Origin of the sequence: Streptomyces sp. NPDC001851 (assembly GCF_040297165.1) — a bacterium.
Lineage (GTDB): Bacteria > Actinomycetota > Actinomycetes > Streptomycetales > Streptomycetaceae > Streptomyces.
This window is the reverse complement of the sequence record NZ_JBEOYR010000029.1, coordinates 1-25550: the sequence shown is the minus strand read 5'-3', so window position 1 is coordinate 25550 and position 25550 is coordinate 1. Positions and strand designations below refer to the sequence as shown.

The 25550-nt window shown below is 73.3% G+C and carries 19 protein-coding genes; 1 reads left to right on the top strand and 18 read right to left on the bottom strand.

What is annotated here, in order from left to right; all coding sequences use genetic code 11:
* Positions 1 to 10 precede the first annotated feature (10 nt).
* The 10 genes from ABT171_RS33240 to ABT171_RS33195 are packed head-to-tail and all read right to left on the bottom strand — an operon-like array spanning position 11 to position 8964.
* A complete protein-coding gene (locus ABT171_RS33240) occupies positions 11 to 1552 on the bottom strand; it encodes an amino acid adenylation domain-containing protein (protein WP_351250110.1) in 1542 nt (513 codons plus the stop codon).
* Positions 1549 to 2469, bottom strand: coding sequence for a hypothetical protein (locus tag ABT171_RS33235; protein WP_351250109.1), 921 nt, complete (start codon positions 2467 to 2469; stop codon positions 1549 to 1551). Before ABT171_RS33235 ends, ABT171_RS33240 begins: the two co-directional genes overlap by 4 nt.
* A complete protein-coding gene (locus tag ABT171_RS33230; protein ID WP_351250108.1) occupies positions 2462 to 3190 on the bottom strand; it encodes a 4'-phosphopantetheinyl transferase family protein in 729 nt (242 codons plus the stop codon). The genes ABT171_RS33235 and ABT171_RS33230 overlap by 8 nt, the downstream gene beginning before the upstream one ends.
* Positions 3187 to 4281: an acyl-CoA dehydrogenase family protein gene (locus tag ABT171_RS33225; protein WP_351250107.1), complete on the bottom strand. Its 1095-nt coding sequence runs from the start codon at positions 4279 to 4281 to the stop codon at positions 3187 to 3189. Before ABT171_RS33225 ends, ABT171_RS33230 begins: the two co-directional genes overlap by 4 nt.
* The gene (locus ABT171_RS33220; protein WP_351250106.1) at positions 4274 to 5467 is read right to left on the bottom strand and encodes an acyl-CoA dehydrogenase family protein; all 1194 of its coding nucleotides are present in this window, start codon (positions 5465 to 5467) and stop codon (positions 4274 to 4276) included. Before ABT171_RS33220 ends, ABT171_RS33225 begins: the two co-directional genes overlap by 8 nt.
* Positions 5464 to 5718, bottom strand: coding sequence for an acyl carrier protein (locus ABT171_RS33215; protein WP_351250105.1), 255 nt, complete (start codon positions 5716 to 5718; stop codon positions 5464 to 5466). Before ABT171_RS33215 ends, ABT171_RS33220 begins: the two co-directional genes overlap by 4 nt.
* A 31-nt stretch (positions 5719 to 5749) precedes the next feature.
* Positions 5750 to 6844 carry an acyl carrier protein gene (locus ABT171_RS33210; protein WP_351250104.1) on the bottom strand — a complete coding sequence of 365 codons (1095 nt, stop codon included), beginning with the start codon at positions 6842 to 6844 and terminating at the stop codon, positions 5750 to 5752.
* Positions 6841 to 7119, bottom strand: coding sequence for an acyl carrier protein (locus ABT171_RS33205; RefSeq protein WP_351250103.1), 279 nt, complete (start codon positions 7117 to 7119; stop codon positions 6841 to 6843). Before ABT171_RS33205 ends, ABT171_RS33210 begins: the two co-directional genes overlap by 4 nt.
* 49 nt (positions 7120 to 7168) lie before the next feature.
* On the bottom strand, positions 7169 to 7939 hold the full coding sequence (locus ABT171_RS33200; RefSeq protein ID WP_351250102.1) for a thioesterase II family protein: 771 nt from the start codon (positions 7937 to 7939) through the stop codon (positions 7169 to 7171).
* Positions 7927 to 8964 carry a 3-oxoacyl-ACP synthase III family protein gene (locus ABT171_RS33195; RefSeq protein ID WP_351250101.1) on the bottom strand — a complete coding sequence of 346 codons (1038 nt, stop codon included), beginning with the start codon at positions 8962 to 8964 and terminating at the stop codon, positions 7927 to 7929. The genes ABT171_RS33200 and ABT171_RS33195 overlap by 13 nt, the downstream gene beginning before the upstream one ends.
* 176 nt (positions 8965 to 9140) lie before the next feature.
* On the opposite strand from ABT171_RS33195, the gene ABT171_RS33190 reads away from it, so the two are divergent.
* Entirely contained in the window at positions 9141 to 9782 is a 642-nt protein-coding gene (locus ABT171_RS33190; protein ID WP_351250100.1) for an acyltransferase, read from the top strand.
* A 32-nt stretch (positions 9783 to 9814) separates the two neighbouring features.
* Here ABT171_RS33190 and ABT171_RS33185 read toward each other — a convergent pair whose 3' ends face one another.
* Genes ABT171_RS33185 through ABT171_RS33150 form a run of 8 tightly spaced genes read right to left on the bottom strand, consistent with a single transcriptional unit; the run spans position 9815 to position 25534 of the window.
* Positions 9815 to 11275: an NDP-hexose 2,3-dehydratase family protein gene (locus ABT171_RS33185; RefSeq protein ID WP_351250099.1), complete on the bottom strand. Its 1461-nt coding sequence runs from the start codon at positions 11273 to 11275 to the stop codon at positions 9815 to 9817.
* On the bottom strand, positions 11272 to 12255 hold the full coding sequence (rfbB, locus tag ABT171_RS33180) for a dTDP-glucose 4,6-dehydratase (RefSeq protein ID WP_351250098.1): 984 nt from the start codon (positions 12253 to 12255) through the stop codon (positions 11272 to 11274). The genes ABT171_RS33185 and rfbB overlap by 4 nt, the downstream gene beginning before the upstream one ends.
* The gene (locus ABT171_RS33175; RefSeq protein WP_351250097.1) at positions 12252 to 13316 is read right to left on the bottom strand and encodes a glucose-1-phosphate thymidylyltransferase; all 1065 of its coding nucleotides are present in this window, start codon (positions 13314 to 13316) and stop codon (positions 12252 to 12254) included. Before ABT171_RS33175 ends, rfbB begins: the two co-directional genes overlap by 4 nt.
* Positions 13317 to 13342: 26 nt before the next feature.
* A complete protein-coding gene (locus tag ABT171_RS33170; RefSeq protein ID WP_351250096.1) occupies positions 13343 to 14467 on the bottom strand; it encodes a DegT/DnrJ/EryC1/StrS family aminotransferase in 1125 nt (374 codons plus the stop codon).
* A gap of 52 nt (positions 14468 to 14519) precedes the next feature.
* On the bottom strand, positions 14520 to 15743 hold the full coding sequence (locus tag ABT171_RS33165) for a glycosyltransferase (RefSeq protein WP_351250095.1): 1224 nt from the start codon (positions 15741 to 15743) through the stop codon (positions 14520 to 14522).
* A gap of 8 nt (positions 15744 to 15751) precedes the next feature.
* Positions 15752 to 16741 (bottom strand): NAD-dependent epimerase/dehydratase family protein, encoded by a 990-nt coding sequence (locus tag ABT171_RS33160; protein WP_351250094.1) that lies wholly within the window; start codon positions 16739 to 16741, stop codon positions 15752 to 15754.
* A gap of 1 nt (position 16742) precedes the next feature.
* Positions 16743 to 17945, bottom strand: coding sequence for a macrolide family glycosyltransferase (locus ABT171_RS33155; RefSeq protein WP_351250093.1), 1203 nt, complete (start codon positions 17943 to 17945; stop codon positions 16743 to 16745).
* Between the two features lie 56 nt (positions 17946 to 18001).
* On the bottom strand, positions 18002 to 25534 hold the full coding sequence (locus ABT171_RS33150) for an SDR family NAD(P)-dependent oxidoreductase (protein WP_351250092.1): 7533 nt from the start codon (positions 25532 to 25534) through the stop codon (positions 18002 to 18004).
* Positions 25535 to 25550 lie beyond the last annotated feature (16 nt).

Below are 25550 nucleotides of genomic sequence, written 5' to 3'. Positions count from 1 at the left end.
TCCCCCGGTTTCAGCGTGCGCGGGCGGTCGTGAGCATGTCCCGCAGGGCGCGGCGGTCGATCTTTCCGTTGGCGTTCAGCGGCAGGTCCGCCAGCACGGTGAGGGTGCTGGGGATCATGTATTCGGGCAGGCGGGCGCGCAGCGAGGCGAGGACATCGGCGGGATCGACGTCGTCTCCCGTGCAGACGGCCGCGAGGCGGGTCTCGTCGCGTGGACCGGGGAGGGTGAGCGCGACGGCGTCGCGGACGCTCGGGTGGGCGCGCAGTTCGCTCGCCACCTCCCCGAGCTCCAGGCGGTAGCCGCGCACCTTGACCTGGTCGTCCAGGCGGCCGAGGTGGGTGAGGCCGTCCTCGCCGAGGCGCACCCGGTCGCCGGTGCGGTACCAGAGCCGCTCGTCCGGAGCCGTCACGGCGTCCACCGCCGTGGCGCGGTCGTCGCCGGGTTCGTACCGCAGGAACCGGCCGGCGTTGTCGGCGGGGTCGAGGTAGCCGGGGAAGCGCTGGACGCCCCGGACGCACAGCTCGCCCTCGGCGGCGGGGTGGCCGTCGTCGTCCACGACGAGCTGTTCCAGGCCGGGGTAGAGCCGCCCGATCGGCACGGTGCCGTGCGCGGGCGGCTGTTCGGCCGGGGTGTCCGTCAGCCGGTGCTGGGTGCAGCTGAGGGTCAGTTCGGTGGGGCCGTAGAGGTTCTCCAGCACGCTGCCGGGGGCGGCCGCCCGCCATGCCTCGGCCTGGGCGGTGGTCAGGGGTTCGCCGCAGAACAGGCTCCAGCGCAGCGTGGGCATGCAGCCGGGGGTCAGGCCGCGCAGCCGTCGGGCGAGGGAGATCACCGAGGGCACCGAGAACCAGTGGGTGATGCGTTCCCTGGCGACGAACCGGGCGGGGGCGAGGAGGTCGCCGCGGCCGGGCACGACGACGGTGGCGCCGCTGCTCCAGGCCGCGAACAGGTCGAAGACGGAGAGGTCGAAGGTGAGGTCGAAGGTCTGGGAGAGCCGGTCGCCGACGCCGATGCCGTACCGGGCGGTCACGTGGTCCAGGTAGGCCGTGACGTTGCGGTGCCGGATCGGGACGCCCTTCGGGGTGCCGGTGGAGCCGGAGGTGAAGAGGATGTAGCCGAGGTCGTCCGGCCCGGCGGACCGCGTCTCGCCGAGGGGGGCCGGGGCGGGGGCCGTGACGTCGGGTGCCAGCACCGGTACCGGCAGCTCGACGCCCGCGCGCTCGGGGTCGGTCAGCACGCAGTCCAGTGCGGCGGCCTTGGCCGTCGCCGCCGTGCGCGGGAGCGGGAAGCCGGGGTGCAGCGGAACCACGGTGGCGCCGAGCCGCTGTACGGCGAGATAGCCGGCGTAGGCGGTCAGGGTGCGCAGGGCGAGCAGGCCGACCCGGCGGGGGCCGGGGCCGTCCGTGCCGGCGACCAGGGCGGCGGCCAGCCGTGCGGCGAGTGCGTCCAGTTCGGCGTAGGTGTGGGCGGTGCCGTCGAGTTCGAGGGCCACGGCGTCCGGGTGCCGGCGCACCGTGGCGGCGAACCGCCCGTAGAGGGTGTCCTGGTGGGTCATCGGCCGGTCTCCCCCGGCTGCTCGCCCTCCAGCCGCTCCACGGCGCCGATCAGCTGGTCGAAGGCCGTTCGCACGACCCCCTCCCGGTACCGGCCGCGCTCGGCCGAGGCGATGCCGAAGCGCACGGCCTGCGGGAGGGAACCCCACGCTGCCGCCGCCTCCGCCACACCCGCCGCCTCGGGCCGGGAGGCCAGCCGGAAGCGCTGGTGGCGGGCGGAGGTCCAGATGTCGTCGGCATGGCGGGCGAGGGCGTCCGGGTCGGCGCACACCGTGTCGGCCACGAGCCGCAGCGCGGGCAGCAGCCCGTCCACCCAGGTGCCTTCGGGGGCGGCCGTGTCCGGCGTGTCGCTGAGTTCGAGCCAGCGGTAGCCGGTGTACGGCGCCAGTTCGGTGGCCTCGCCGAGGGCGTGGCGGTCGCGGCTGACGGCCTGGGCGGTCGTACGGGACAACGGCGTGAGGAGGGCCTGGAGTCCGGCGTCGTCCACGAGGCCGTCGTACGCGGTCTGGGTGCCGTGCGGGGTGAGGGCGTCGAAGTCGTCGCGCACGTGCCACGTGGCGTCGTCGTGCCGGCGCAGCACCACCCAGTGCGAGGTCTCCGCGCCGCCGTACGACGGGGACCAGGGGATGTGGCGGGTGTTGCCGACGGCGAGCACGCTGCCGTGCCGGGACAGTTCGGCGTCGAGCGCGGCGCGGGCGGCGGCCCAGTCGTCGGCACCGCGGTGGACGAGGCCGCGGCCCCGGTGGTCGATGTCGACGCGCGCGTGGTGGGAGAACGCCAGTCCGCCGTCGGGCGGATCGGTGCGCACCCGCAGGCGGACGGCGGCCGCGAGCCGCTCCCGGATGTCCGGGACCCGCGGCTCCAGGTAGGCCACCAGACCCGCCGTGTAGCAGCTCAGCTCGGCCGGGGGCTCACTCACTGTCGTTCTCCAGGGGGCGTTCGGTGGGCGGGGTCGGTTCGGAAAGCGGCGTGTAGGCGCAGCTGAGCGGGATCGGCGACTGCTCGCGCAGGCTCACCCACCGGTGCCGGCCCGAGGCGCCGTGCCGGCTGCGGGGGGCGACGTCGGCGGTCCACAGCCCGCCCGCGAGGCCGGTGCCGTCGGCCTTGACGAGGGCCTCGCGTACGGTCCACAGCCAGGCGAACTCCCTGGTCCGCGCGGCCATGGGCAGGCGGGCGAGCTGCTCGGTGTGGGTTTTGGCGCAGCGGCGCAGCATGCCGTCGGACACGGTGTCCGGCGGGTGCTGGAGGTCGACGCCGACGGCGTGGTCCAGGGCGGCGCAGGCGGCGACGGCCCCGCCGTCGTGGCTGACGCTGATGCCGATGCGGGGCTGGTCCACGAGGCGGGGGGCTCCGCGGTCGGTGTAGGTGACGGGGGCGTGCCGGGCCTGGGGGAAGTGGGCGGCCAGCAGGCGGCGCAGGGCCCGGCGGGCGGCGAGGAGTTCACGGGCGCGCCACTCGGGCAGGTGCTCGGCGTCGGCCAGGTCGTGCGGGGTGAGCCCGGCCGGGTCGTCGGCGGGGGTGCCGACCGGTTCCACGGTGACCCAGACGCCGGGAGCCGCCTCGGTGTGCAGGCGGGTCCCGGCGGCGCCGGAGGCGGTGGCGGCGGTGGCGGTGGCGGCGGTGGCGGTGGCGGCGGTCATGGCGTCAGTCCGTCCAGGACCTGGTCGAGGCGTTCGGCGACGGTGTCGAGGACGACTTCGGTGGCGCCGCCGCCGATGCCGAACACGGCCGCCTCGGCGCGCAGCCGCTGCACTCCGCCCCGCTCGAAGCCGTCCGCTCCCTGGAGGTGGCCGCACTCGGCGAGGACGTGTTCGACGGTCATGCCGGACAGCGCCTTGAGCGTGGCGGCGGCGGTGGCGTCGTGGTGCCGGGCGATGCGGTCGGCGGACTGCGTCCACAGCGCGTCGAGGGCGCTGAGGCGTACGGCGCAGTCCGCGAGCCGCTGGCGTACGGACGACGACCGGCGCAGGGGTGCGCCGTCGACGGGCCGGGCCGCGAGCCGGCGGGCCGTGTCGGCGACGGCCCTGCGGCACAGTGCCACGGCCCAGGCCGCCGAGGCCAGGCGTTCCACGCTCAGGTGCCGGGCGAACAGGGCCAGGCCCCGGCCGGGGCGTCCGAGGACGTGCTCGCGGGGCAGGCGTACGGAGTGGAAGTGGAGGTGTCCGAGGCCCGCGCCGTCGAAGAGGCCGGTGTCGGCCGCTTCCGCGGTCACGCCGGGGGCGGTCAGCGGGACCAGGACCCAGGTGAAGCTGGTGAAGTGGCGGCCGGGGCGGTGCCGGGCCAGCACCAGGGCGTGGCCGGCGGTCAGGGCGGAGGTGACCCAGCGCTTGCCGCCGTCGAGGACGATGTCCCCGTCGTCCCCGTCGCTGCCGGAGAGGTCGACGGTGGTGCCCAGTGCGGCGAGGTCGGAGCCCGGGGCGGCCGTGTCGGTGGCGGCGAGGGCGAGCAGTCCGGCGCCTTCGAGGGCCGCGCGCAGGGTGCGTGCGGCGGCGGGGCTGTCGGCCATCTCGGTGAGCAGCGGTGTCGCGCTGGCGAGCTGGACGAGCAGGGCGAGAACGGTGCCCGCCGGGCTCTGTGCGTCGGCCTCGGTGAGGATGCGGCGCAGCAGCAGCGGGTCGAGGCGGCCGGTCGGCTCCTTGCCGTAGAGCTCGGTGAGCGTGCCGGAGGCGGCGAGGGCCGAGAGGATCCCGGTCGCCTCGCCGACGGGCAGCCCGAGGGGCCGGTCAGGCAAGGGTCACCTCCGCATCGAGCAGGGCGAGCCTGCCGTCGGCGAGGTGGAGCCGGTCGTTGCTGTAGTTGAGCGCGGCGGACCTGAGGTCGCGCAGGGCGCGTTCGAGTCCGGTGGGCGAGCTCTTGAGGTAGCCGTGGCGCAGGCCCACGGCGTCGACCAGGTCCTCGATGGTGCGGTGGCACTCCTCGGACGCGGTGATCTTGAGGGCGTTGACCAGCAGCTGGTACTTGGGGCGGGAGAGGTCGTCGCCGTCGTCGGCGGCCCGGGAGAGGGTGGCCGCCGTGTGCCGCAGCAGGGCGTGCACGGTGTCCAGGCGCTGCCGGGCCCGGGAGAGCCGGGTCAGCAGCAGCTCGGATTCGAGGTTGGCGCTCTTGCGGCCGGCGGGGCTGCGCAGGGTCTGCAGCACCCGGGACAGGGCGCCGGCGGCGGTGCCCAGCCAGGTCGCGGACCAGCCGAGGTGGGCCAGCGGGCCGAAGGTGTCCAGGACGACCTTGCGGAACTGGCCGTGCTCGCCGACGACCTGGTGGCCGGGCACCTGGCCGGTGAGTTTCAGGGCCACGCTGTGGCTGGCGCGCATGCCGAGCGGGTCCCAGTCGCCGGAGACGTCGATGTCGAGCTGGTCGCGGTGGGCGTAGACGAGGGAGACCTCGTGCGGGGAGCGGGCCGTGGGGCTGAGCATGGTGATCAGGAAGCCGTCGGCGTGCGCGCCGCCGGTGACGATCGGTGCGACCCGGTCGATGACCAGCCGGTCGTCCTGCGTGGCGAGTTCGGCGGCGGAGGTGAGCAGGTGTCCGCCCTTGCCGGCCTCGGTGGTGACGGAGGCCAGGTAGAGGCGTCCCGCGGCGATCTCCGGAAGGAGTTCGGCGGCGAGCCCGGGGGACGCGTGCCGGACGATGCCGGCGACCTGCTGGCAGTGCATGGTGAAGATCATGGCGACGGACATGTCGGCACGGCCGAGGGCGATGCCGGCGTCCAGGACGTCGTCCACGCCGCCGCCCATCCCGCCGTGGGCGGTCGGCACCATCAGGCCGAGCAGTCCGGTGCGGCGCATCTCCGCCAGGGCCGCGAGGGGGAACTCGGCGGCCTCGTCGCAGGACGCGGCGTGCTGCCGGGCCGTCTCGCACACCCGGCGGACGGCGTCCGCGGTGGCCTGTGCGTCGAAGCCCGTGCGGTCGAAGCCCCTCATATCGCGTCCGCCGTGCCGGCGGGCATCGCGGCGACGGCCGCGTTCCACAGGCTGCCCGCGGTGGCGAAGGTGGCCTCGGTGAGGGCGTCGTCGGGCAGTTGCACGCCGAAGGTGTCCTCCAGCGTGAACATCAGCTCGATGGCCTGCATGGAGTCCAGTCCGAGTTCCCGCAGCGGGGTGTCGGCCGTGATGGGCTCCTCGCCGAGGAAGGGCAGGAAAGGCTTGAGCATCTCGGTAAAGCGGGCGTCCACGGAAGAGCTTTCCCTTCGATGTAACTGGCTTCTATTCATGGTCGAGTGCGCGGTTCAGCAGCGCACACAGGCCCGCGACGCTCTGCAGGTTCTCGGGCACCAGGTCGGCCGGGTCGAACTCCACGGCGAACCGTTCTTCGAGGATCTCCACGACTTCGACCATCCGGATCGAATTGAATTCCGGATGGGCCGTCAAATCACCGTCGGACAGGACGGTTTCGTCGACCCGGAGGACGGAGGCGACGACCTCGCGCACGGCCGCACCGGCCCCGAAGACCGCGGCGTCCTGCGCGAGTGCGTCGGCGGCCCGCTCGAACAGGCCCGGCGGTTCGGCCCGGCCGCGGTCCACGCGCCGGAAGGCGAGGTAGGCGTGCTCGACCAGGGCGTCCCAGCGCTGGAGGTGCTCCCGCACCGGCTCCGGCAGCCCGGCCCCCCGCCGCTCCTCCAGGTAGGCGGCGTGCAGCCGACGGGCGCGGGCGAGCAGCCAGGTCTCCAGGGTGAAGGCCTCCAGTGCCGCCTGCCGGTCGGGGTGCTCGGCGTAGCCGCGCAGGTACTGCGGCGGCGGGCCGGGTACGTGGCCCGGCTCGGGGGGTGCGCCGGGCGGGCGGGGGGTGAACCGCAGGGTCTCTGCGCCGTCCGGCAGCGCTTTCAGCAGGGCGGCGAAGTCCTCGCGCGCGTAGGGCAGCTGGAGGGGACGGGCGCGGCCCCACTGGGTGTCGTTGTGGTAGGCGTCGCTGATCAGGAGGGTGTCGCCGCCGTCGTCGTCCACGAGGAAGCTGTGCTCCACGTGTTTGGTCCCGTGGTAGGGCACCCAGGGCAGGTGGTAGGCGTCGGCGACGACGTACAGCGGGCCGCCGGCGGTGTCCGGCACCTCGCCCGGGCCGGGCCGGCGGCGGTCGGTGACGTGCAGGCCGATCAGGGCCGCGGCGGCGGCGAGCTGCTCGTCGAGGGTCGGCTCGACGGTGAGCACGCCGGCCAGGGGCCCGTCGGCCAGCGGGCGCGGCGCGTGGCGCAGTACGGCGCCCAGGCGGGTGTGCGTGCCCGCGCCGTGGTGCCGGTCGGCGAGCAGGGCGAGGTTGGCCTGGAGGCAGTCCAGGTGCTGGGCGTGGGCGGGGAAGGCGGTCACCGGGCCGGGCTCCCTTCGGCGCCTTCGACGGCCAGGTCCACGAGGTCGCGGACGGTGTCGTAGGAGCGGCCGGCGAACAGGTCGTCGGGCAGGGGGGTGTCCAGCTCGTCCTCCAGCCGGGTGAGGATGCCCAGCAGGCGCATGGAGGAGATCCGCAGCAGCTCGCCGCCGAGCGGCTCGTCCTCCGTCAGCGCGGACGGCTGCAGGCCGGGCCCGCTCTCGGCGATGATCACGCGCTTGACGGCCTCGGCGATGCTGTCCCGGTCGGGATTCACTTCTGGGTTGACCTTCCGTCGTGTGTTCGCGGTACGGCGGCGGGGCCGCTCAGTACGCCGCCCTGGGGCCTGCGGCCGGCATGTGCTCCGCGAGGGCCCGGATCACCGCGTCCGCCTGGGAGTTGAGGTAGAAGTGGCCGCCGGGGAACACGGTCATGTCGAACGGTCCGGTGGTGTGCTCGGCCCAGGACCGCGCCTCTTCCCGGGTGACCTGGGGGTCGGTGTCGCCGATGAGGGCGAGGACCGGGCAGCTCAGAGGCGGGCCGGGGCGGTAGCGGTAGCCCTCCACGGCCCGGTAGTCGCTGCGGATGACGGGCAGGATCATGCGCAGCAGTTCCTCGTCGGCCAGGATCCGTTCGTCGGTGCCGTCCAGCCGCCGGATCTCGGCCATCAGCCCCTCGTCGTCCTGCAGGTGCACCAGGTCGCGGGCGGGCCGGACGCAGGTCGGTGCCCGGCGGCCGGAGACGACGAGTCCCTGGGGTGCCCTGCCGTCGGCTTCCAGCAGGCGGGCCGCCTCGAAGGCGACCATGGCGCCCATGCTGTGCCCGAAGAGGGTGACGGGCCGGTCGAGCCAGGGCGAGAGCGCGTCCACGGCTGCGCGGGCGAGCGCGTCGATGGAGTCGAGGCAGGGTTCGGCCCGGCGTTCCTGGCGCCCGGGGTACTGCACGGCGAGGACGTCGGTGTCACCCGCCATGGCCCGGGCCACCGGTACGAAGTACGAGGCGGCGCCGCCGGCGTGCGGGAAGCACACCAGCCGCCGGGGGGCGTCAGGCGCCGGCTCGTACCGGTGGATCCACTTGCCGGTGTCTACTTCGCCCACGTGGGCTGCTCCCGGATGGTGAGGACGGCGGAGGAGCAGACCCAGCCGGGGCCCTGCGAGGTCACCAGGACGTGATCGCCGACCTGGACTTCGCCGGTGCGCACCGCGTGCTCCAGGGAGATGAGGATGTCGGCGCCGCCGGCGTGTCCGACGGAGGCCCCGTACTCCCAGATCAGCCGGTCCGCGGGAATGCCGAGCGGGCGCAGCAGGGCGTGCTCGATCATCCGCTTGTCCACGTTGATCGTGATGACCTTGGAAATGTCCGCGGCGGTCATTCCGGCGTCGATGATGGAATCGTTGATGACACCGAGGTCGAATTTCGTGAACGTCTCGAAAAGCTCGGCGAAGCCCATGACGTTGTCCACGAAATACTGCGACCGCTCCCCCACGTTGAAATACTTCCGGGGGTTTCCGTCGGGCGGCAGCAGGGATTCCTGACCGCGGTGCCACTGCTCCAGGCTGTGCAGCGTCCCGGAATTCATGGACCGGACCTCGGCGAATCCGCCGCGGCCGTTGACCACGGCCGCCAGGGCACCGTCCGAGTAAAGGGACGAGGTGCCGAAATCACGCCAGCGGTTGATGAGCGGGGAGCTGAAGTTCGTGGCCGTGGTCAGCAGGACGTTCTGCCGGCGGGCGACGCCGGTGATCTGTCCGGCGGCCGTCTCCAGCGCGCCCAGCACACCGTCGCAGCCCTGCTGGACGTCCAGCGAGGGGATGTGGCCGGCACCCAGTTCACGCAGGATGTATCCGGGGGCGTAAGCACCCTCGGGCACCTGGTAGTAGACGCTGCCGTGAATGTGGGAGTCGATCGCCGACAGGTCCACGGCGGAGCGCTCGACGGCGCTGCGGGCGGCCAGGACGGCCATGTCGACGGCCGGCGTGTCCCCGGCCACGTGCGTGCCGGTCAGTCCGGCCGCGGTGAACTCGCCGCGCTCGTAATCCCCCGGGCCCTCCGCGTCTGCGACGGACACCCATTCCGAGAGGTGCACGCCGAGCGAGTCAATGTATACCCCGTTTACCTGCATCGCGGAAATCCCTTCACGCCCCCGTCTTTACTGATCACTACCCAATTACAGCGGCAATCACCATGTCAAGCCAGGTTGGCGAAACATTGCCCCTCGTACACGTGATGTACATCACATCCGAATTTTGGCAGTACGGTATCCATATACCTGCACGGTTTTTCACCGACGGAGGAATGATGAACGCTCGCATTGCGCCCGGTGCCGAGGTCGACGAAAAGGCGACCGTGGGAGACGGCACGTCCGTCTGGGGCACGGCTCATATACGGGAGGACGCGGTCGTGGGCCGCGACTGCACCATCGGGCGGGGCGTGTACATCGGGCCCGGGGTCACGGTCGGGGACAACTGCAAGGTGCAGAACCACGCCCTCGTCTACGAGCCCGCCGTGGTGGAGGAGGGCGTGTTCATCGGTCCCTCCGCCGTGCTCACCAACGACCCGCATCCCCGTGCCGTGACCCCCGCCGGTGCCCCGAAGGGGGCGCGGGACTGGACCCCGGTGGGGGTGACCCTCCGGCACGGCGCCTCGGTCGGCGCCCGCGCGGTGTGCGTGGCGCCGGTGACGGTCGGACGCTGGGCGATGGTCGCCGCCGGCTCCGTCGTCACCCGGGACGTCCCCGACTTCGCCCTGGTGGCGGGGGTGCCGGCCCGCCGCGTGAAGTGGGTCGGGCGGGCCGGGGTGCCCCTGGAGGACGAAGGGGAGGGCCGCTTCCGCTGCCCCAGCACGGGTGAGCGGTACACCGAGCGCGACAGCGACACCCTGGTCCCCGAGGGGCAGGAAGCACTCCACGACGGTCTCCACGACGGTCTCCCTGACGACTGACGAACGCCCCGGCATGCGACGACCACCCCCCGCTACGACGCCCACTGCAAGCGCAGCGACTGCGGCGGACGCCGGTGCGGGGGCGACGGGCGGGGCGGCGCCTGGATCCGGGGCAGCGCGTTCAGGCAGGCCAGCAGGGTGCGGGCCTGCACGCTGACATAGTGCTCGTGCCGCAGCAGACCGCTCAGCTGCGGCACACTGAACCAGGCGAAGTCCGGCGGGAGTTCACCGGGCAGCGTCGCATCGGCCTCCACGATGGTGTAGCGGGCCACCGCGTCCAGGAACCGTCCGCCCTCCTCCGAGTGCACGGTGTCGTACCGCACCAGTGCCGGGTCGGCCGACAGGACCCAGTCCAGCAGCGGCGGCCGGTCGTCCGGGCCGTAGTTGCCGGGCACGCACTGCACGGTGGGGCCCAGCTCCACCACGCTGTGGAAGCCGGGCTCGGCACGGGCCCGCAGCAGTACGTGCGGCACGCCGCCGAACTCCCGCACGACCAGGGCGACCACGCCCGGCCCGCGCGGAGCGAACAGCGGCTGGTGCCAGCTGCTCACCTCACGGCTGCCGGCCCGCACGGACACCGCGACCACGCTGAAGTACCGGCCGTCCGGGCGGGCGATCTCGTCCGGCCCGCGCAGCCAGCCCTCGGCCTCCGTCTCCCGCAGCGGAACCCGGCTCACCTCGATGTCGCGGGTGGCGCGCTGTCCGGTCAGCCAGCCCAGCAGCTCGGCGGTCGGGGTGAGCGCCTCGTCCTCCGGCCCTGACGGCCGCACGAACGGGGCCAGGCAGGACAGCACCGTCCGCGCGTCCATGTTGACCACGTTGTCCCGGGCGAGCAGCTCGTGGATCTGCCCCAGGGTCAGCCACCGGAAGTCGTCCGTGAGGGGCACCTCGGCGTCGGCGTCCACCTCGACCACCATGTTGCGGTTGCGCTTGCGGTAGAACCAGGTGCCGTGCTCGGACTGCAGGACGTCCACCACCACCCGGCCGCGCCGCGGACCGGCGAAGTACTCCAGGTAGCGCACGGGCGCGCCCTTGTGCACGCCGGTGAAGTTGCTGCGGGTGGCCTGGACGGTCGGCGACAGCTGGAGCAGGTTCGGGTTGCCGGGCTCCATCTTCGCCTGCATCAGGAAGTGCGGCACCCCGTCGAAGTCCCGCATGAGGATGCCGAGGATGCCGATCTCCGGCTGCCTGATGATGGGCTGGCGCCACCGGCCGGTCTCCGTGCTCACCCGCAGTCCCTCGACGGTGAAGAACCGCCCGCTGCGGTGCGCGAGGTTGCCGGTGGCCTGATCGAAACTCCAGCCGTCCGCCTCGGCGAAGGGCACCCGCTCCACCCGGAAGGGATGGGCCTGCCGGCGCTCCTCCAGCCAGGCGTCGAACTGTTCCGTCGGCAGCATCGTCCCGTCCCGCTCCCACGCCGACCGCGCGAGCCGGGCGGGCAGGCCTGGGTTCTCGCACCGGAGCAGCACCGCCGGTCGCGCCGGGGCGGTCATGCGGCCACCCCGCGGTCGGCGGCGGACGCCTGCCACCAGTCCGGGTTCGCGCGGTACCAGTCGACCACGCCGGCCAGGCCCTCCTCGAAGGGCACGCGCGGGGCGTAGCCCAGCTCCTGACGGATCTTGGTGTCGTCCAGCGCGTAGCGCAGGTCGTGGCCCTTGCGGTCGGTGACGTGCCGCACCTGGCCGGGCGAGGCGCCGCACAGCCGCAGCAGCAGGTCGGTGATCTGCCGGTTGGTGCGCTCGGTGCCGCCGCCGACGTTGTAGACCTCACCGGCCCGGCCCCGGGTGAGGACCGACTGGACGGCCGCGCAGTGGTCGCTCACGTGCAGCCACTCGCGGACGTGGGAGCCGTCGCCGTACAGCGGGACGGTCTCGCCGCGCAGCAGCCGGGTGACGAACAGCGGGATCAGCTTCTCGGGGTGCTGGTGGGAGCCGTAGTTGTTGGAGCAACGGGTGATGGACACATCGAGGCCGTGGGTGCGGGCGTAGGACCGGGCCAGCAGGTCGCTGCCCGCCTTGGACGCCGCGTACGGCGAGTTGGGGGCCAGCGGCCATTCCTCCGTCCACGCGCCGGACGCGATGGAGCCGTAGACCTCGTCGGTGGAGATGTGCACGACCCGTTCGACACCGGTGTGCAGACAGGCCTCCAGCAGGGTCTGGGTGCCGACGACGTTGGTGCGCACGAACACGGAGGGGTCGGCTATGGAGCGGTCCACGTGGGACTCGGCGGCGAAGTGCACCACCGCGTCGTGGCCGGGCAGCAGCTGCCGCAGCAGGTCGGTGTCGCAGACATCGCCCCGCACGAACTCCAGCCGGTCGTGCCGCTCGGGCAGATTGCCCCGGTTCCCGGCGTAGGTCAGCTTGTCCAGGACGGTCACCGACGCGTCCTCGTAGCCGGCGTAGCCGCCCGCCAGGAGGGTGCGGACGTAGGCGGACCCGATGAACCCGGCGCCGCCGGTCACGAGCAGCCTCATGCGGCCACCTCCACGCGCGCGTGGTCGCCGACGATCAGCCGGTGGGAGCCGTCGGCGTCGACGGCGCTGACGCTGGCCTCGCGGCCGATGATGGAGCCGCGCACCGACGTGACACCGCGCATGCTGGCCCGTTCCAGCACGATGGTGTCGCTCAGCTGCACGCCGAGCAGCCGGCAGCCCTCACCGATGGACGTGTGCGGGCCGATCGAGCTGCCCTCCACGACCGCGCCGGCGCCGACGACCGCCGGCCCGGTGATCCGGGAGCGGACGATCCGGGCGCCCTCCTCCACCACCACAGCCCCGATCAGCTCGCTGTGCGCGTCGACCTCGCCGTCGACGGACGGCTTGAGCCGGTCCAGGAGTTCGCGGTTGCAGGCCAGCACGTCATCGATCTGCCCGGCGTCCTTCCAGTAGCCGCGGTAGGCGCTGGCCCGTACCTCCGCGCCCCGGGTGACCAGCCACTGGATGGCGTCGGTGATCTCCAGCTCGCCGCGGGCGCTGCTCTCCACGGCGGCCACGGCCTCGTGGATGGCCGCGGTGAAGAAGTACACGCCGACCACCGCCAGGTCGCTGACCGGCTGCTCGGGCTTCTCCACCAGTCGCAGCACCCGCCCGTCGGCGTCGACCTCGGCGACACCGAAGGCGCGGGGGTCGGCCACCTTGTGCACCACGAGCTGGGCCGCGGGGCGCCGGGCGCGGAACTCGGCGGCGATGTCGTCCACGCCCTCGGGGAGCAGATTGTCCCCGAGGTACATGACGAAGTCGTCGTCGCCGAGGAACTCGCGGGAGATGGCGACGCAGTGCGCGAGACCGTGCGGGGCGTCCTGCGGGATGTACGTCAGCCGTACGCCGAACTCGGTGCCGTCGCCGAGGTACTGGCTGATCTTCTCCGACCGCTCGCCGACCACGACACCGATCTCGGTCACGCCCAGGCCGCGCAGTTGCTCGATGACGTGCAGCAGGACGGGCTTGTTGGCGAGCGGCATCAGCTGTTTGGGCATCGAATGGCTGAACGGCCGCAGCCGCAGCCCCATGCCGCCGGACAACACGAGTGCTTTCACCGGGGACTCCTTCTTGAGGCGTGGGCTCACAGCGTCTTGAGGACGTCGCGCAGGGCACCGATCACGGTGTTCTGGAGGTCCACGGGCAGGGAGGGGTACATCGGCAGCGAGAAGATCTCGTCGGCCAGCGCCTCGGTGACCGGCAGGGCGCCCTTGCGGTAGCCGAGGTGCTCGAAGCCGGTCATGGTGTGCACCGGCCACGGGTAGCTGATGTTGAGGGAGATGTCGTACTCGGTCTTCAGGCGCTCGATGATCAGGTCGCGCTGCGGGTGGCGGACCACGTACACGTAGTACACGTGTTCGTTTCCGGGGTTGGTGCCGGGCAGCAGCAGGCCGCCGGGGCCGGTGAGGTCGGCCAGGCCCTCCTCGTAGCGGCGGGCCACCGCACGGCGGCCGGCGATGTAGGCGTCGAGGCGGGTCAGCTTGCGGCGCAGGATCTCGGCCTGCACCTCGTCCAGGCGGCTGTTGTGGCCGGGGGTCTGGACGACGTAGTAGACCTTCTCCATGCCGTAGTAGCGCAGCCGGCGCAGCGCGGCGTCGGTGTCGGCGGCGTCGGTGAGGACCGCGCCGCCGTCTCCGTAGGCGCCCAGCACCTTGGTCGGGTAGAAGCTGAACGCGGCGGCGTCGCCCATCGTGCCGGCGAGCCGGCCGTGATGGCGGGCGCCATGGGCCTGCGCGCAGTCCTCGACCAGGGCGAGGCCGTGCTCCGCGGCGAGGGCCCGCAGGGGCTCCATCTCCACGCACTGCCCGTACAGGTGCACCGGCAGCAGGGCCTTGGTGCGCGGGGTGATCGCGGCGGCGACCTGGTCGGTGTCCATCAGGAAGTCCTCGGCGCGGACGTCCACGAAGACGGGCGTGGCGCCGGCGCCGGCGATGGCCACGACGGTGGGGGCGGCCGTGTTGGACACGGTGATCACCTCGTCGCCGGGCCCGACGCCGAGCGCTTCGAGGGCGAGCTTGACGGCGTTGGTGCCGTTGTCGACGCCCGTGCAGTGACGCACGCCGTGATAGGCGGCGAACTCGGCCTCGAACCCGCCGACGCTCTCGCCGAGCACCAGGCGTCCCGAGGAGAAGACCTTCTCCACGGCGTCGAGGATGTCGGCGCGCTCGTCCTGGTATTCCGAAAGGTAGTCCCAAACATACGTGGTCATGAGGGGTGTTGCTCTCCAAGCCTTGAGAAGTGGGGGGTGGTGGGGGTGAGGGTCAGACGGCCGCGGCCACCGCGGTCTCGATGACGTCGCAGGCCGTGTCCACGCCCCGCTCGGCGCGCACGCGCTCGCCGATGAGGGTGGCCCGCTCGGCGGGCCGGGGGTCGTCCAGGACGGCCGCCACCGCCTGCCGCAGCCGCTCGGCGGTCATCCGCTGGAACGGCACCGGGGCCGGCGCGACGCCGATCCCGGCCAGCCGGGCCGCCCAGTACGGGCCGTCGGCCCAGCACGGCACGGTCACGTGCGGCACGCCGGCGCGCAGCGTGTCCGCGGTGGTGCCGAAGGCCGCCCCGTGGATCACCGCGGCCGCCTTCGGGAAGAGCCAGCCGTAGTCCACTTCCTGGACCCGGAACACGTCGTCGGAGGCGGTGCCCTCGGGTCCGCCCACCACGACCAGGCGCCGCCCGGCATGGCGTACCGCGTCCCGCACGGCGTGGAAGGTCTGCTCGCCGTACACCGGCCAGGCGCTGCCCAGGGCGAGCACCAGCGGCCGGGAGCCGCTGTCGAGGAAGTCCGCCAGCCGCGCCGGCGGCTCCTGCTCGGGGCGTTCCCAGACCCAGTAGCCCGTGACGTGGGCGCGGGCCGGCCAGTCGGCCGGGGGCGGCAGGAAGGCGGGGCTGTAGGGGTAGAGGACGGGGTGCTCGACGCCGAGCGTGCCCATCGGCGACTTCTTCAGCGGCGGCAGACCCTGACGGGTGCGGACCTTGTTGACGGCCGGGCGGTGCACGGCCCACTCCAGCTGGGCCGACATGGCGTGCGTGAACCGCGTGTAGGCGGCCCCGAGCGGCAGGTCGGGAGTCTTGTACGCGCGGAACTCCCGGGTCGGGGTCATCGGCCACCAGTTGACGGTGCCCCAGGGCGCGGTGGCGCCCGCGAACCCGTAACCGCGGCAGATCATCGAGGTGAGCACGAAGTCGGCGCCCTCGGCGGCCTCCTGCATCCGCTCCACGGAGTGGGCGAACTCCTCCGTGGTGGGCCGCTTCATGACCAGCGCGGTGCGCAGCGACGAGGCGCTCTTGCGGATCGACCGGATGACGTCGGGGTCCGAGAAGTGGTCGGCCGCCTTTCCGGGTATCTCGCGGAACTCCAGGCCTGCCAGCTCGACCATCGCCTTGAAGTCGGTCGACGTGGCGACGCTGACCTCGTGTCCGCGCCGGCGCAGGCCGATGCCCAGCGCCAGGAAGGGATGAACGTCACCGCGGGTTCCGAACGTCTGCAATGAAACCTTCACTGGACCTCCAGCACGTTTTTCCGGTACCACCGCGCGGTGTCCCGCAGGCCGTCCTTCAGCGGGCGCGGCGTGAAATCGACGACCTTGTGGAATCTCTCGAGATCGAGCGCCCGGCGGGCCGTCCCCACGGGCTTGTCGGGGGCGAACCGGATCCGGTCCTCGTCCTGACCGGCGGCCTGAGCGACGAGGAACGCCAGATCCCGGATGGAGACCGGCTCCGGCGTCCCGATGTTGAGCGCCGGATACTCCCCGGACCGCACCATGCACAGCACCGCGCGTACCAGGTCGTGCACGTGGATGAAGGTCCGCAGCTGGCTTCCGTCGCCCCAGACCTCGACGTCCTGTCCGGCGGCGAGCCGCATCAGCATGTTGGGGATGACGTGGTTCGTCGTCGTGGCGAAGTCGTCGCGCGGCCCGTACACGTTGGTGGGGCGCGGCGTGTAGATGTTCATGCCGAACTGCGTGCGGTACAGGTCCGCGAGCACCTCGGTGAACATCTTCGACATCCGGTAGCCGTTCGGTGAGAACTCCATGTGCCGCCGGTGGTCGTCCTCCTCGCGCGCGGGCCTCGTCCCGTCGTACGCGTAGATCTCGGCCGAGCTGATCAGCACCACGTCGGGCACGGCCCGGTCACGGGCGAGGTTGAGCACGTTGGAGACGATGCGCATGTTCTCGTCCAGCATCCGGCCCGTCTCCTGGAGCAGGAACTGCATGTTCCCGTCGAGGGTCGCGCAGTTGACGACCATGTCGAGCCCCGGGACCGTGTCCGCGGCGGCCCGCAGCGCCCGCTCGTCCAGGACGTCGACCTGCAGGGTCGTCAGCGCCTCGTTGACGGGCAGCTCGGCCCGTACCTCCGGGTGGTCCCGGCGGTACAGGCACAGCACCCGCGCGCCCAGGCCCAGCAGCTCCTCCACGAAGTGGGAGCCGATGAAGCCCAGTCCCCCGGTGACCAGGACCGTGCGGCCGGCCCAGTGTCCCGCCGCCATCTCAGGCCCGCTCCGCATACGCCTCGATCGCGTCCGCCGCCGCGGTCGCGCCGCCGCCGGCGCGGGCGAGCCCGGCCATGGCGGTCACCCGCTGCCGGATCCCCGCGTCCTCGGCCGCCTTCAGCACCGCCTCGCGCAGCGCTTCGGGCGAGGCCTCCTGGCGGGCTACGCGCACACCGAGGCCCAGCTCGGCGATGCGCCGCGCGGTGAAGTCCAGCTCCACCGACTGCGGCACGGCCACCAGCGGGACGCCGGCCGCGAGCGACTCCATCGTGGAGCGGATGCCCGCGTGCGTGACGAAGACCGCGGCGTGCTCCAGCACCGCACGCTGCGGCACCTGCCGGTGCACCTCCCAGCTGTCCGGTACGGCGCCGAGGCCGGCGGGGTCGACATGCTCGCCGACCGCCATCACCACGTGGAACGGCAGGTCGGCGAAGGCCTTCAGGCAGGCCCGGTAGAAGTCGGGCCGCTCGTTGAACAGCGTCCCGAGGGCGATGAGCAGCACGGGCTTGTCACCCTGCGGCGGCTGCCACGAGGCTGCCTCGCCGTCCGCGGTCGCCGCGGGGCCCACGAAGACGTACCGCTCGTCGAAGGTGTCCGCGGCGGGCTGGAACTCCTTGGCCACGAACACCACGTTGAGCTCCTCCGGCGCACCCAGGATGTCGCCGGGGCCGGGAACGGGCAGACCGTGACCGGTGTAGAACTCGGCCAGTTTCATGCCGAATTCGAGCAGCGCCGGATGCTGCGGATCCATCGCGGGGAATTCCTGCGCCAGCGCCGCGAGCACCGAGAAGTGCTCGTTGGAGGCGAGCATCGGAACCAGCTGTGCGGCCGGCCTCTCCCACTTCTCGGCCAGCACCCGGCCGGAGAAGTTCATGAGGGTGTCGTAGACCACCACGTCCGGCCGGTCCGCGGCCAGTGCCCGCTCGGCGGCGGCCGTGACCGCCACGTTCTCCCCGAGCATCTTGAGCGGACCCTCCGCCATCTCGTCCGCCGACATCTCCGGCGGCACGCTGCGGTCGGCCGGCCAGACCGACTCGTACGTCACCACGTGGGCGCCGGCCGCCGACACGGAGGGCGCGAAATGCTCGGTGGTGACGTAGGTGACCCGGTGTCCGCGGCCGACGAGACCGGCGACGACGGGCAGGGTGTGGTTCACATGCCCGTGGTACGGGGCTCCGAGAACGGCGATGTGCTTGGTCACAAGTCCTGACTTTCGTTGGGCGTTCGCTTCGCTTGCTACGGACACTCGACGGGCGCTCAGCCCGCCGCGCCGTTCGCGGTGATGTCGTTGAGCCATTCCTCGACCACGCCGGCGGTGTCCCCGGCGTGCTCCTCGACGATGCTGAAGTGGTTTCCGGGCACGTCCCGCGCGGTGTGGCCGAGCTTCCAGTCGACGCGCAGCATCACCGGGTCGTCCTCCGCCGCTCCGGACGCCGACGGCATCGGTTCGGTGGCGCGCACCAGCAGCGTCGGGGTCTTGACGGGCTCGGGGCGCCAGTCGCCCAGGAGGCGGTGGTAGCCGCCCATGGCGGTCAGCCGGACGTCGTTCATGATGCCGCCGCCCAGCTTCCGCTCCCGGTCGAAGGCCACGCCGAGCATCGCCGCGCCGACCTCCGCGTTCTCCGCGTCGTCCTCGGGCCACGGCACGTCCAGCAGCACCAGGGCCGCGGGCTGGGTGCCGAGGGTCTCCAGGTGCGCGGTCACGGCGTGCGCGATCTGCCCGCCCGCGGAGTGCCCCACCAGCACGAACGGCTCCTGACCGGCGATGCGGCGCAGCGTCTGCGCGTGCAGTTCGGCCAGCGCCGCCATGTCGGCGGGAATCCGCTCGCCGGGCAGGTAGCCGGGCTGGGGCAGCACCGTCACGTCCCGGCGGCCGCGGAAGCGCTCGGCGAAGCGGGCGTACTGCTGGGGCCCGGCGGTCGCCACCACGGCCGGCAGGCAGAACAGCCGGGGCCGTTCCCCGCCGGTGGCCAGCGGCACCGGCTCCGGCGCGTGGCCCGCGGCCGACGCGACGTCGAAGGCGTCCCGCAACCGGGAAGCCGCCATGATCAGCTCGTTGCCCGCGACATGCCGCCCCTCGGCGAACGACTGCCGGAACATGGCCTCGATCCCGCCCGGCGCCCGCCCGCCCGCGGCCGACGCACGCGTCAGCTCCCCGCGCAGGTGGGCGGCCACGGCGGCCGGCCGGGTGTGCTCGAACAGGAGCGACGCCGGCAGCCGCAGCCCGGTCGCCGCGTTGAGCCGGTTGCGCAGCTCCATCGCCATCAGCGAGTTGAAGCCCAGCTCGAAGAAGCCGCGCTGCGCCTCCACCGCGTCCGGCCCGGGCAGCCCGAGGACCGCGGCCGCCTCGGCGTGCACCAATGCGGTGAGCACCCGCAGCTGCTCGGCCTCCGCCAGCCCGGCCAGCCGTACCGCGAGCCCCTGCTCGCCCGCCTCGCCGGCGGACACCGCGGTGCGACGCGCGGGAAGGGGACGCCGGACCACGGTACGCACCGGAGCGGAACCGCCCGGCTCGTTCGTCCGGTCGAACTCCGCCGGATCCAGGGCTGTCAGCGTCACCAGCCGCACCGCCGCGACCGACGCGCCGCTCGGGTCGGCCAGCTCGACGGACACGCCCTCCGGCCGCCCGGCGTCGATCCGCACCCGCAGCCGCTCCGCCCCCACCGCGTGCAGGACGACGTCCCGCCAGTCCGTGGGCACCAGCGGCCGGTCCGTGTCCGCGCCGCCGTCCACCGCGAACCGCGCGGCCTCCAGGGCCGCGTCGAGCAGTGCCGGATGCAGGCCGTAGCGGGCCGCCTCCGCCCGCTGCCCCTCGGGCAGGCTCACCTCGGCGAACACCTCGCCGTCGGCACCCCGCCACAGGGCGTCCACCCGGTCCGTCTCCACCCGGGCCGCCCCCGCCGGAGGCCAGACCGCAGGCTCCCACCGCGACACCGGCGCACCGGCCCGCACCAGCAGCCCGGTGGCGTGGCAGGCCCACGCCGTGCCCGGAAGGGCATCCTCGGCGCGCGAGTGGACGCCGAAGACACGCCGCCCCTCCGCGTCGGCGTCGGTGACCCGCACCCGCACCTGCACGGCGCGCCGTGCGGACAGCACCAGCGGCTCCCGGACCGTCAGCTCCGCCACCGTGTCACAGCCGACCTGGTCACCTGCGTGAACGGCCAGTTCCACGTACGCCGTCGCGGGCAGCAGCACGCTCTCGCCCTCACCCGCGAGCCAGGAGTGGGCCTGCGCCGAAAGACGCCCGGTCAGCACGACCCCCTCCGCCTCCGGCAGTTCGACGGCCGCCCCGAGCAGCGGATGCCCGGCCGGAAGCAGCCCGACGGCTCCGACATCACCCGCGGTCGAGGGGTCGACGGTCAGCCAGTAGCGGCGGTGCTGGAAGGCGTAGGTGGGCAGGTCGACGTGGCGGGCGCCGGTGCCGGTGAAGGCCTGGGCCCAGTCGACGTCGATGCCCTGGACCCACAGCTCGCCGAGAGAGGTCAGGAAGCGGTCCGGGCCGCCGTCGTCGCGGCGCAGGGTGCCGGTGACGACCGCCTCCTCGGCGGTGTCCTGAATACCCATGGCCAGCACCGGGTGCGCCGACACCTCCACGAACGCGGTGTGGTCCTGACCGGCGAGGGCGCGTACGGCGTCCTCGAAGCGGACCGTGCGGCGCAGGTTGCGGTACCAGTAGCCCGCGTCCAGGGCCTGCGTGTCCAGCCAGTCGGCCTCCACCGTGGAGAAGAACGGCACCGCAGAGGTCTGCGGACGGACCTCGGCCAGGGCCTTGGCGAGGTCGTCCTCGATGCGTTCCACGTGGCTGGTGTGGGAGGCGTAGTCCACCGGGATACGACGCGCTCGGACCTCGTCGGCCTCGCAGGCGACGATCAGCTCGTCCAGAGCCTGCGGCTCACCCGCCACCACCACCGAGGTGGGCCCGTTCAGAGCGGCGATCTCGATACGGCCGTCCCAGCCGGCGATCCGCTCCGCGACCTGCTCCGCGCTCAGCGCGACGGACACCATGCCGCCGTCACCGGCCAGGCTCGCCGCGATCGCCTGCGAGCGCAGCGCGACCACCCGGGCGCCGTCCTTGAGCGTCAGCGCCCCGGCCACGCAGGCGGCAGCGATCTCGCCCTGCGAGTGACCGATCACGGCGGCCGGCTGGACACCGTAGGAGCGCCACAGCGCGGCCAGCGACACCATCACGGCCCAGGACAGCGGCTGCACCACATCCACGCGCTCCAACGACGGAGCACCCACAGCACCGCGAAGAACCGCCTCCGCGTCCCAGTCCACGAACTCGGCCAGAGCCTCGGCGCACTCGGCGAAACGGTCGGCGAACACCGGGGCGGAGTCGAGGAGTTCCACACCCATCCCGGCCCACTGCGCACCCTGACCCGGGAAGACGAACACCACCCCGCCACCAGAACCAGACCCGGCATCCACCTCACCCAGCCCAGCGAGGAGTTCGTCTCGGTCACGGCCGACCACGACCGCCCGGTGCTCGAACCGCGCCCGGCTGGCCAGCGTGAAGCCCACGCTCACGGGTGAGAACTCCGGCTCCTCCGCGAGGTGCGCGAGCAGCTTCGCCGCCTGCTCCCGCAGGGCACCGGCGCTGCGCGCGGACAGGATCCACGGCACCGCCACGGGCTCCACCACGGCAGGCGACTCGGCCTCCGGCGCCTGCTCCAGGACAACGTGCGCGTTGGTCCCACTGACGCCGAAGGACGAGACACCCGCCCGACGCGGCCGGTCAGCCATCTGCGGCCACTCGCGCGCCTCGGTGAGCAGTTCGACCGAACCCGCCGACCAGTCCACCTTCGACGACGGCTCACCCACGTGCAGCGTCCGCGGCAGCACACCGTGCCGCATCGCCTCGATCATCTTGATCACACCCGCGACACCCGCGGCAGCCTGGGTGTGCCCGATGTTGGACTTGACGGACCCGAGCCACAGCGGCCGTTCCCGGTTCTGGCCGTACGTCGCGATCAGCGCTTGTGCCTCGATCGGGTCGCCGAGGGTCGTGCCGGTGCCGTGGGCCTCGACGGCGTCGACGTCGGCCGGGGAGATCCGCGCGTTGGCGAGGGCGGCGCGGATGACCCGCTGCTGGGAGGGCCCGTTGGGGGCGGTGAGGCCGTTGCTGGCACCGTCCTGGTTCACGGCCGAACCGCGCACGACCGCCAGCACGGGGTGGCCGTTGCGCCGCGCGTCCGACAGCCGCTCCAGGACCAGCATGCCCGCGCCCTCACCCCAGCCGGTGCCGTCCGCGTCGTCGGAGAAGGACCGGCAGCGGCCGTCCGCGGACAGCCCCCGCTGCCGGCTGAACTCCACCAGGAGGCCGGGGCTCGTCATGATGCTCACGCCGCCGGCCAGGGCCAGGGTGCACTCTCCCGTCCGCAGCGCCTGCACCGCCAGGTGCAGGGCGACCAGCGACGACGAGCACGCCGTGTCCACGGACAGAGCGGGGCCTTCGAGGCCGAGGGTGTAGGACAGCCGGCCGGAGACGACGCTGGCCGCGATGCCCGTGGCCAGGTAGCCCTCGGACTCCTTGGGCGAACGCTGCATCAGCGTGCTGTAGTCCTGGCCGTTGGTGCCCGCAAAGACGCCGGTCCTGCTGCCGCGCAGGCTGGTGGGGTCGATGCCCGCGCGTTCGATGGCCTCCCAAGCCGTCTCCAGCAGCAGCCGCTGCTGCGGATCCATGGCGACGGCTTCACGGGGGGCGATGCCGAAGAAGGTGGGGTCGAAGTCGGCGGCGGTCTCCAGGAAGGAGCCGGTGCGCACGTAGGTCGTGCCGATGTGGTCCGGGTCCGGGTCGTAGAGGCTGTCGATGTCCCAGCCGCGGTCCGCCGGGAACTCCACGATCGCATCGCCGCCGGAGGCCAGCAGCCGCCACAGTCCCTCGGGGGAGTCCGCGCCCCCGGGGAAGCGGCAGCCCATGCCGACGACGGCGATGGGGTCGCCGTCGGCCGCGGGGGCGGCGGGAGCCGGGGCCGCCTCGGGGGCCTGGTCCGTCGTACCGAGGAGTTCGGCCAGCAGGTGCTGGGCGAGCGCGGTGGGCGTGGCGTAGTCGAAGACCAGGGTGGCCGGGAGGGCCAGGCCGGTCTCGGCGGCGATCCGGTTGCGCAGTTCGACGCCGGTCAACGAGTCGAAGCCGGTCTCCTTGAAGGGGCGCCCGGCGCCTATGACGTCGGCGGAGGCGTGGCCGAGCACCTGGGCGGCGCTCTCGCGCACCAGGTCGAGCAGCGCCTTGTGCCGGTCGGCCGGGGCGACGCCGGCCAGCCGCCGGGGCAGCGCCGTGCCGTCCTGGGCGGTCGCCGCGTGCTGTCGCGTGACGGCGCGGCGGGTGGCGCGCGGCGCCAGCGCGCGCAGTACGGCCGGGAGGTGGCTGCTCGCGCGCAGGGCCGCGCGGTCCAGTCGTACGGGCACCAGCGCGGGCCGTCCGGCGGTCAGGGCCGCGTCGAACAGCGCGAGGCCCTGCTCGGCGGAGAGCGGCAGGATGCCCTCGCGGGCGATCCGGGCCAGGTCGACCTCGCCGAGGTCACCGCCCATGCCGCCGAGTTCCGGCCCCCACAGGCCCCAGGCCAGGGAGACGGCGGGCAGGCCGCGGGCGTGCCGATGGGCGGCCAGGGCGTCGAGGAAGGCGTTGGCGGCGACGTAGTTGCCCTGTCCGGCGCCACCGAAGGGGGACGCCGCCGAGGAGAAGAGCACAAAGGCGCGGAGCGGCAGATCGGCGGTCAGCTCGTGCAGGTGCCAGGCCGCGTCGACCTTCGGACGCAGTACGGCGTGCAGGTCGTCCGGGGTGAGCGTGCTCAGGAGGCCGTCCGCGACGACGCCGGCCGTGTGCACGACCGCGGTCAGCCGGTCGCCGATCGAGCCCACCAGCTCGGCCATGGCCGCGCGGTCGGCGGCGTCGGCGGCCACCATCCGCACGTTCAGGCCGAGCGCGGCCAGTTCACCGAGCCAGTCCGTCCAGCGCGCGTCGCGCCCGGAGCGGGAGACCAGCACCAGTTCCCGGACGCCGTGGGCTTCGGCGAGGTGGCGGACCACCAGCCGGCCCAGGCCGCCGGTCGCGCCGGTGACGAGGACCACGCCGTCGGAGAGAGAGCCGGTCGTTGCGGGCGCGGTGGATGCCTGGGCGGTGAGTTCGAAGGGCTTGAGACGGGCGACGTACGCGCGGCCGGCACGGACCGCGACCCACGGCTCGTCGGAGGCGGCGAGGCCCACGCGGAGCGTCTCGGTGTCGATGGGCGCGGTGCCCGTCCCCGTCGCCGTCGTCGTCGCCGTCCCCGTCCCCGCCGTCGTCGCCTCGGCTTCGAGCAGGGCGAACCGGCCCGGGTTCTCCGACTGGGCGGAACGCATGAGTCCGCGCACGGGCTCGGCCACCAGTTCGGTGTCCGTCCCGGCCGGCTCCGACCGGGTCACCACGACGAGCCGGGAGTCCACCGTGCGGGGGTCGGCCAGCCAGTCCTGGACCACCTCCAGCAGGCGTTGCGTGACGGCGTGCACCCGCTCGGGCAGCGGGTGCCGTGGATCACCGCTGCCCGGCTCGTAGACGACGACCGGCGGCAGCGCCCGGCCGCCCGGCGGACCGGCCACGGCCTCGTACGGGCTCCATTCCACCGGAGCGTCCAGCGGGCGGCCCGGCGCCGGAACCCACTCCACCTCGAACAGCGAGTCCCGTCCGACGGGGGCCGCGGCGACGGGCAGCTCACCGGCCGCGAGCGGGCGCAGCGTCACCGCCTCGACGGCCAGTACGGCCGCCCCGTCGTCGTCGGCGGCGCTGACCTCCACGGTGTCCGTGCCCGCGGGTGTCAGACACACGCGCAGGGACCGGGCGCCGGTCGTGTGGGCGCGCACACCGCGGAACGAGTGGGCGAGGAGTTGTTCGGCGGAGGTGACGGTGTCGAGGCGACCGGCGAGTCGCAGAGCCGTGTCCAGCACGGTGGGGTGTACCCCGTACCGATCGGCGTCCGCGTCGTCCTCCGTGCCCGCCGGGAGGTGCACCTCCGCGTACAGCCGTCCCTGGGCCTCCCAGACCGCCCCTGCGCCGTCGGCCGTCGGCCCGGCCACCTCGACGGCACCCTCCGGGGGCCAGGAGGTGAGGTCGGCCTCCGGCTGTGCGGTGGTCTCGTCCCAGGGGGCCAGCGTTCCGACGGCGTGCTCACGCCAGCCGTCCTGGCCGGTGGCGGAGGCGTCGGCGTGTGCGTGTGCGTGGACGCGCAGCGAACGGCGTCCCTCGGCGTCCGGCGCCGCCAGGGCGAGCTGGACGACGGTGCCTCCGGCGGCGGGTACGACGATCGGCGCGGACACGGTCAGTTCCCCGATCACCGGCGCCTGTACCTGCTCACCGACGTGGGTCAGCAGATCGACCAGGGCCGCCGTCGGAAGCACCGCGACCTCACCGACACGGTGGTGCATCAGCCAGGGCTGCGCCTGCTGCGAGAGGCGAGCGGTCCAGAGAAGGTTCCCTTCGCCTGCGACCTCCAACTTCGCGCCGAGCAAGGGGTGGTCGGCAGCATTCAGGCCTACGGCACTCAGGTCGCCGCGGCCTGCGCCGGGACCGTCCTCCAGCCAGTAGCGGTGGCGTTGGAAGGCGTACGTGGGCAGGTCGAGGCGCTGGGCGCCGGTACCGGTGAACACCGCCTTCCAGTCCACCTCGACACCATGCGTCCAGGCACGGCCCAGCGCCGCGAGCAGCGCCTGCTCCTCCGGCCTGCCGCTGCGCAGCGCCGGGACGAACAGCGCATCGCCGGCCACCTGCGAACCCGGACCGGTCAACACACCGTCCGGACCCAGCTCGATGAACACCGTTACGCCCTGCGCG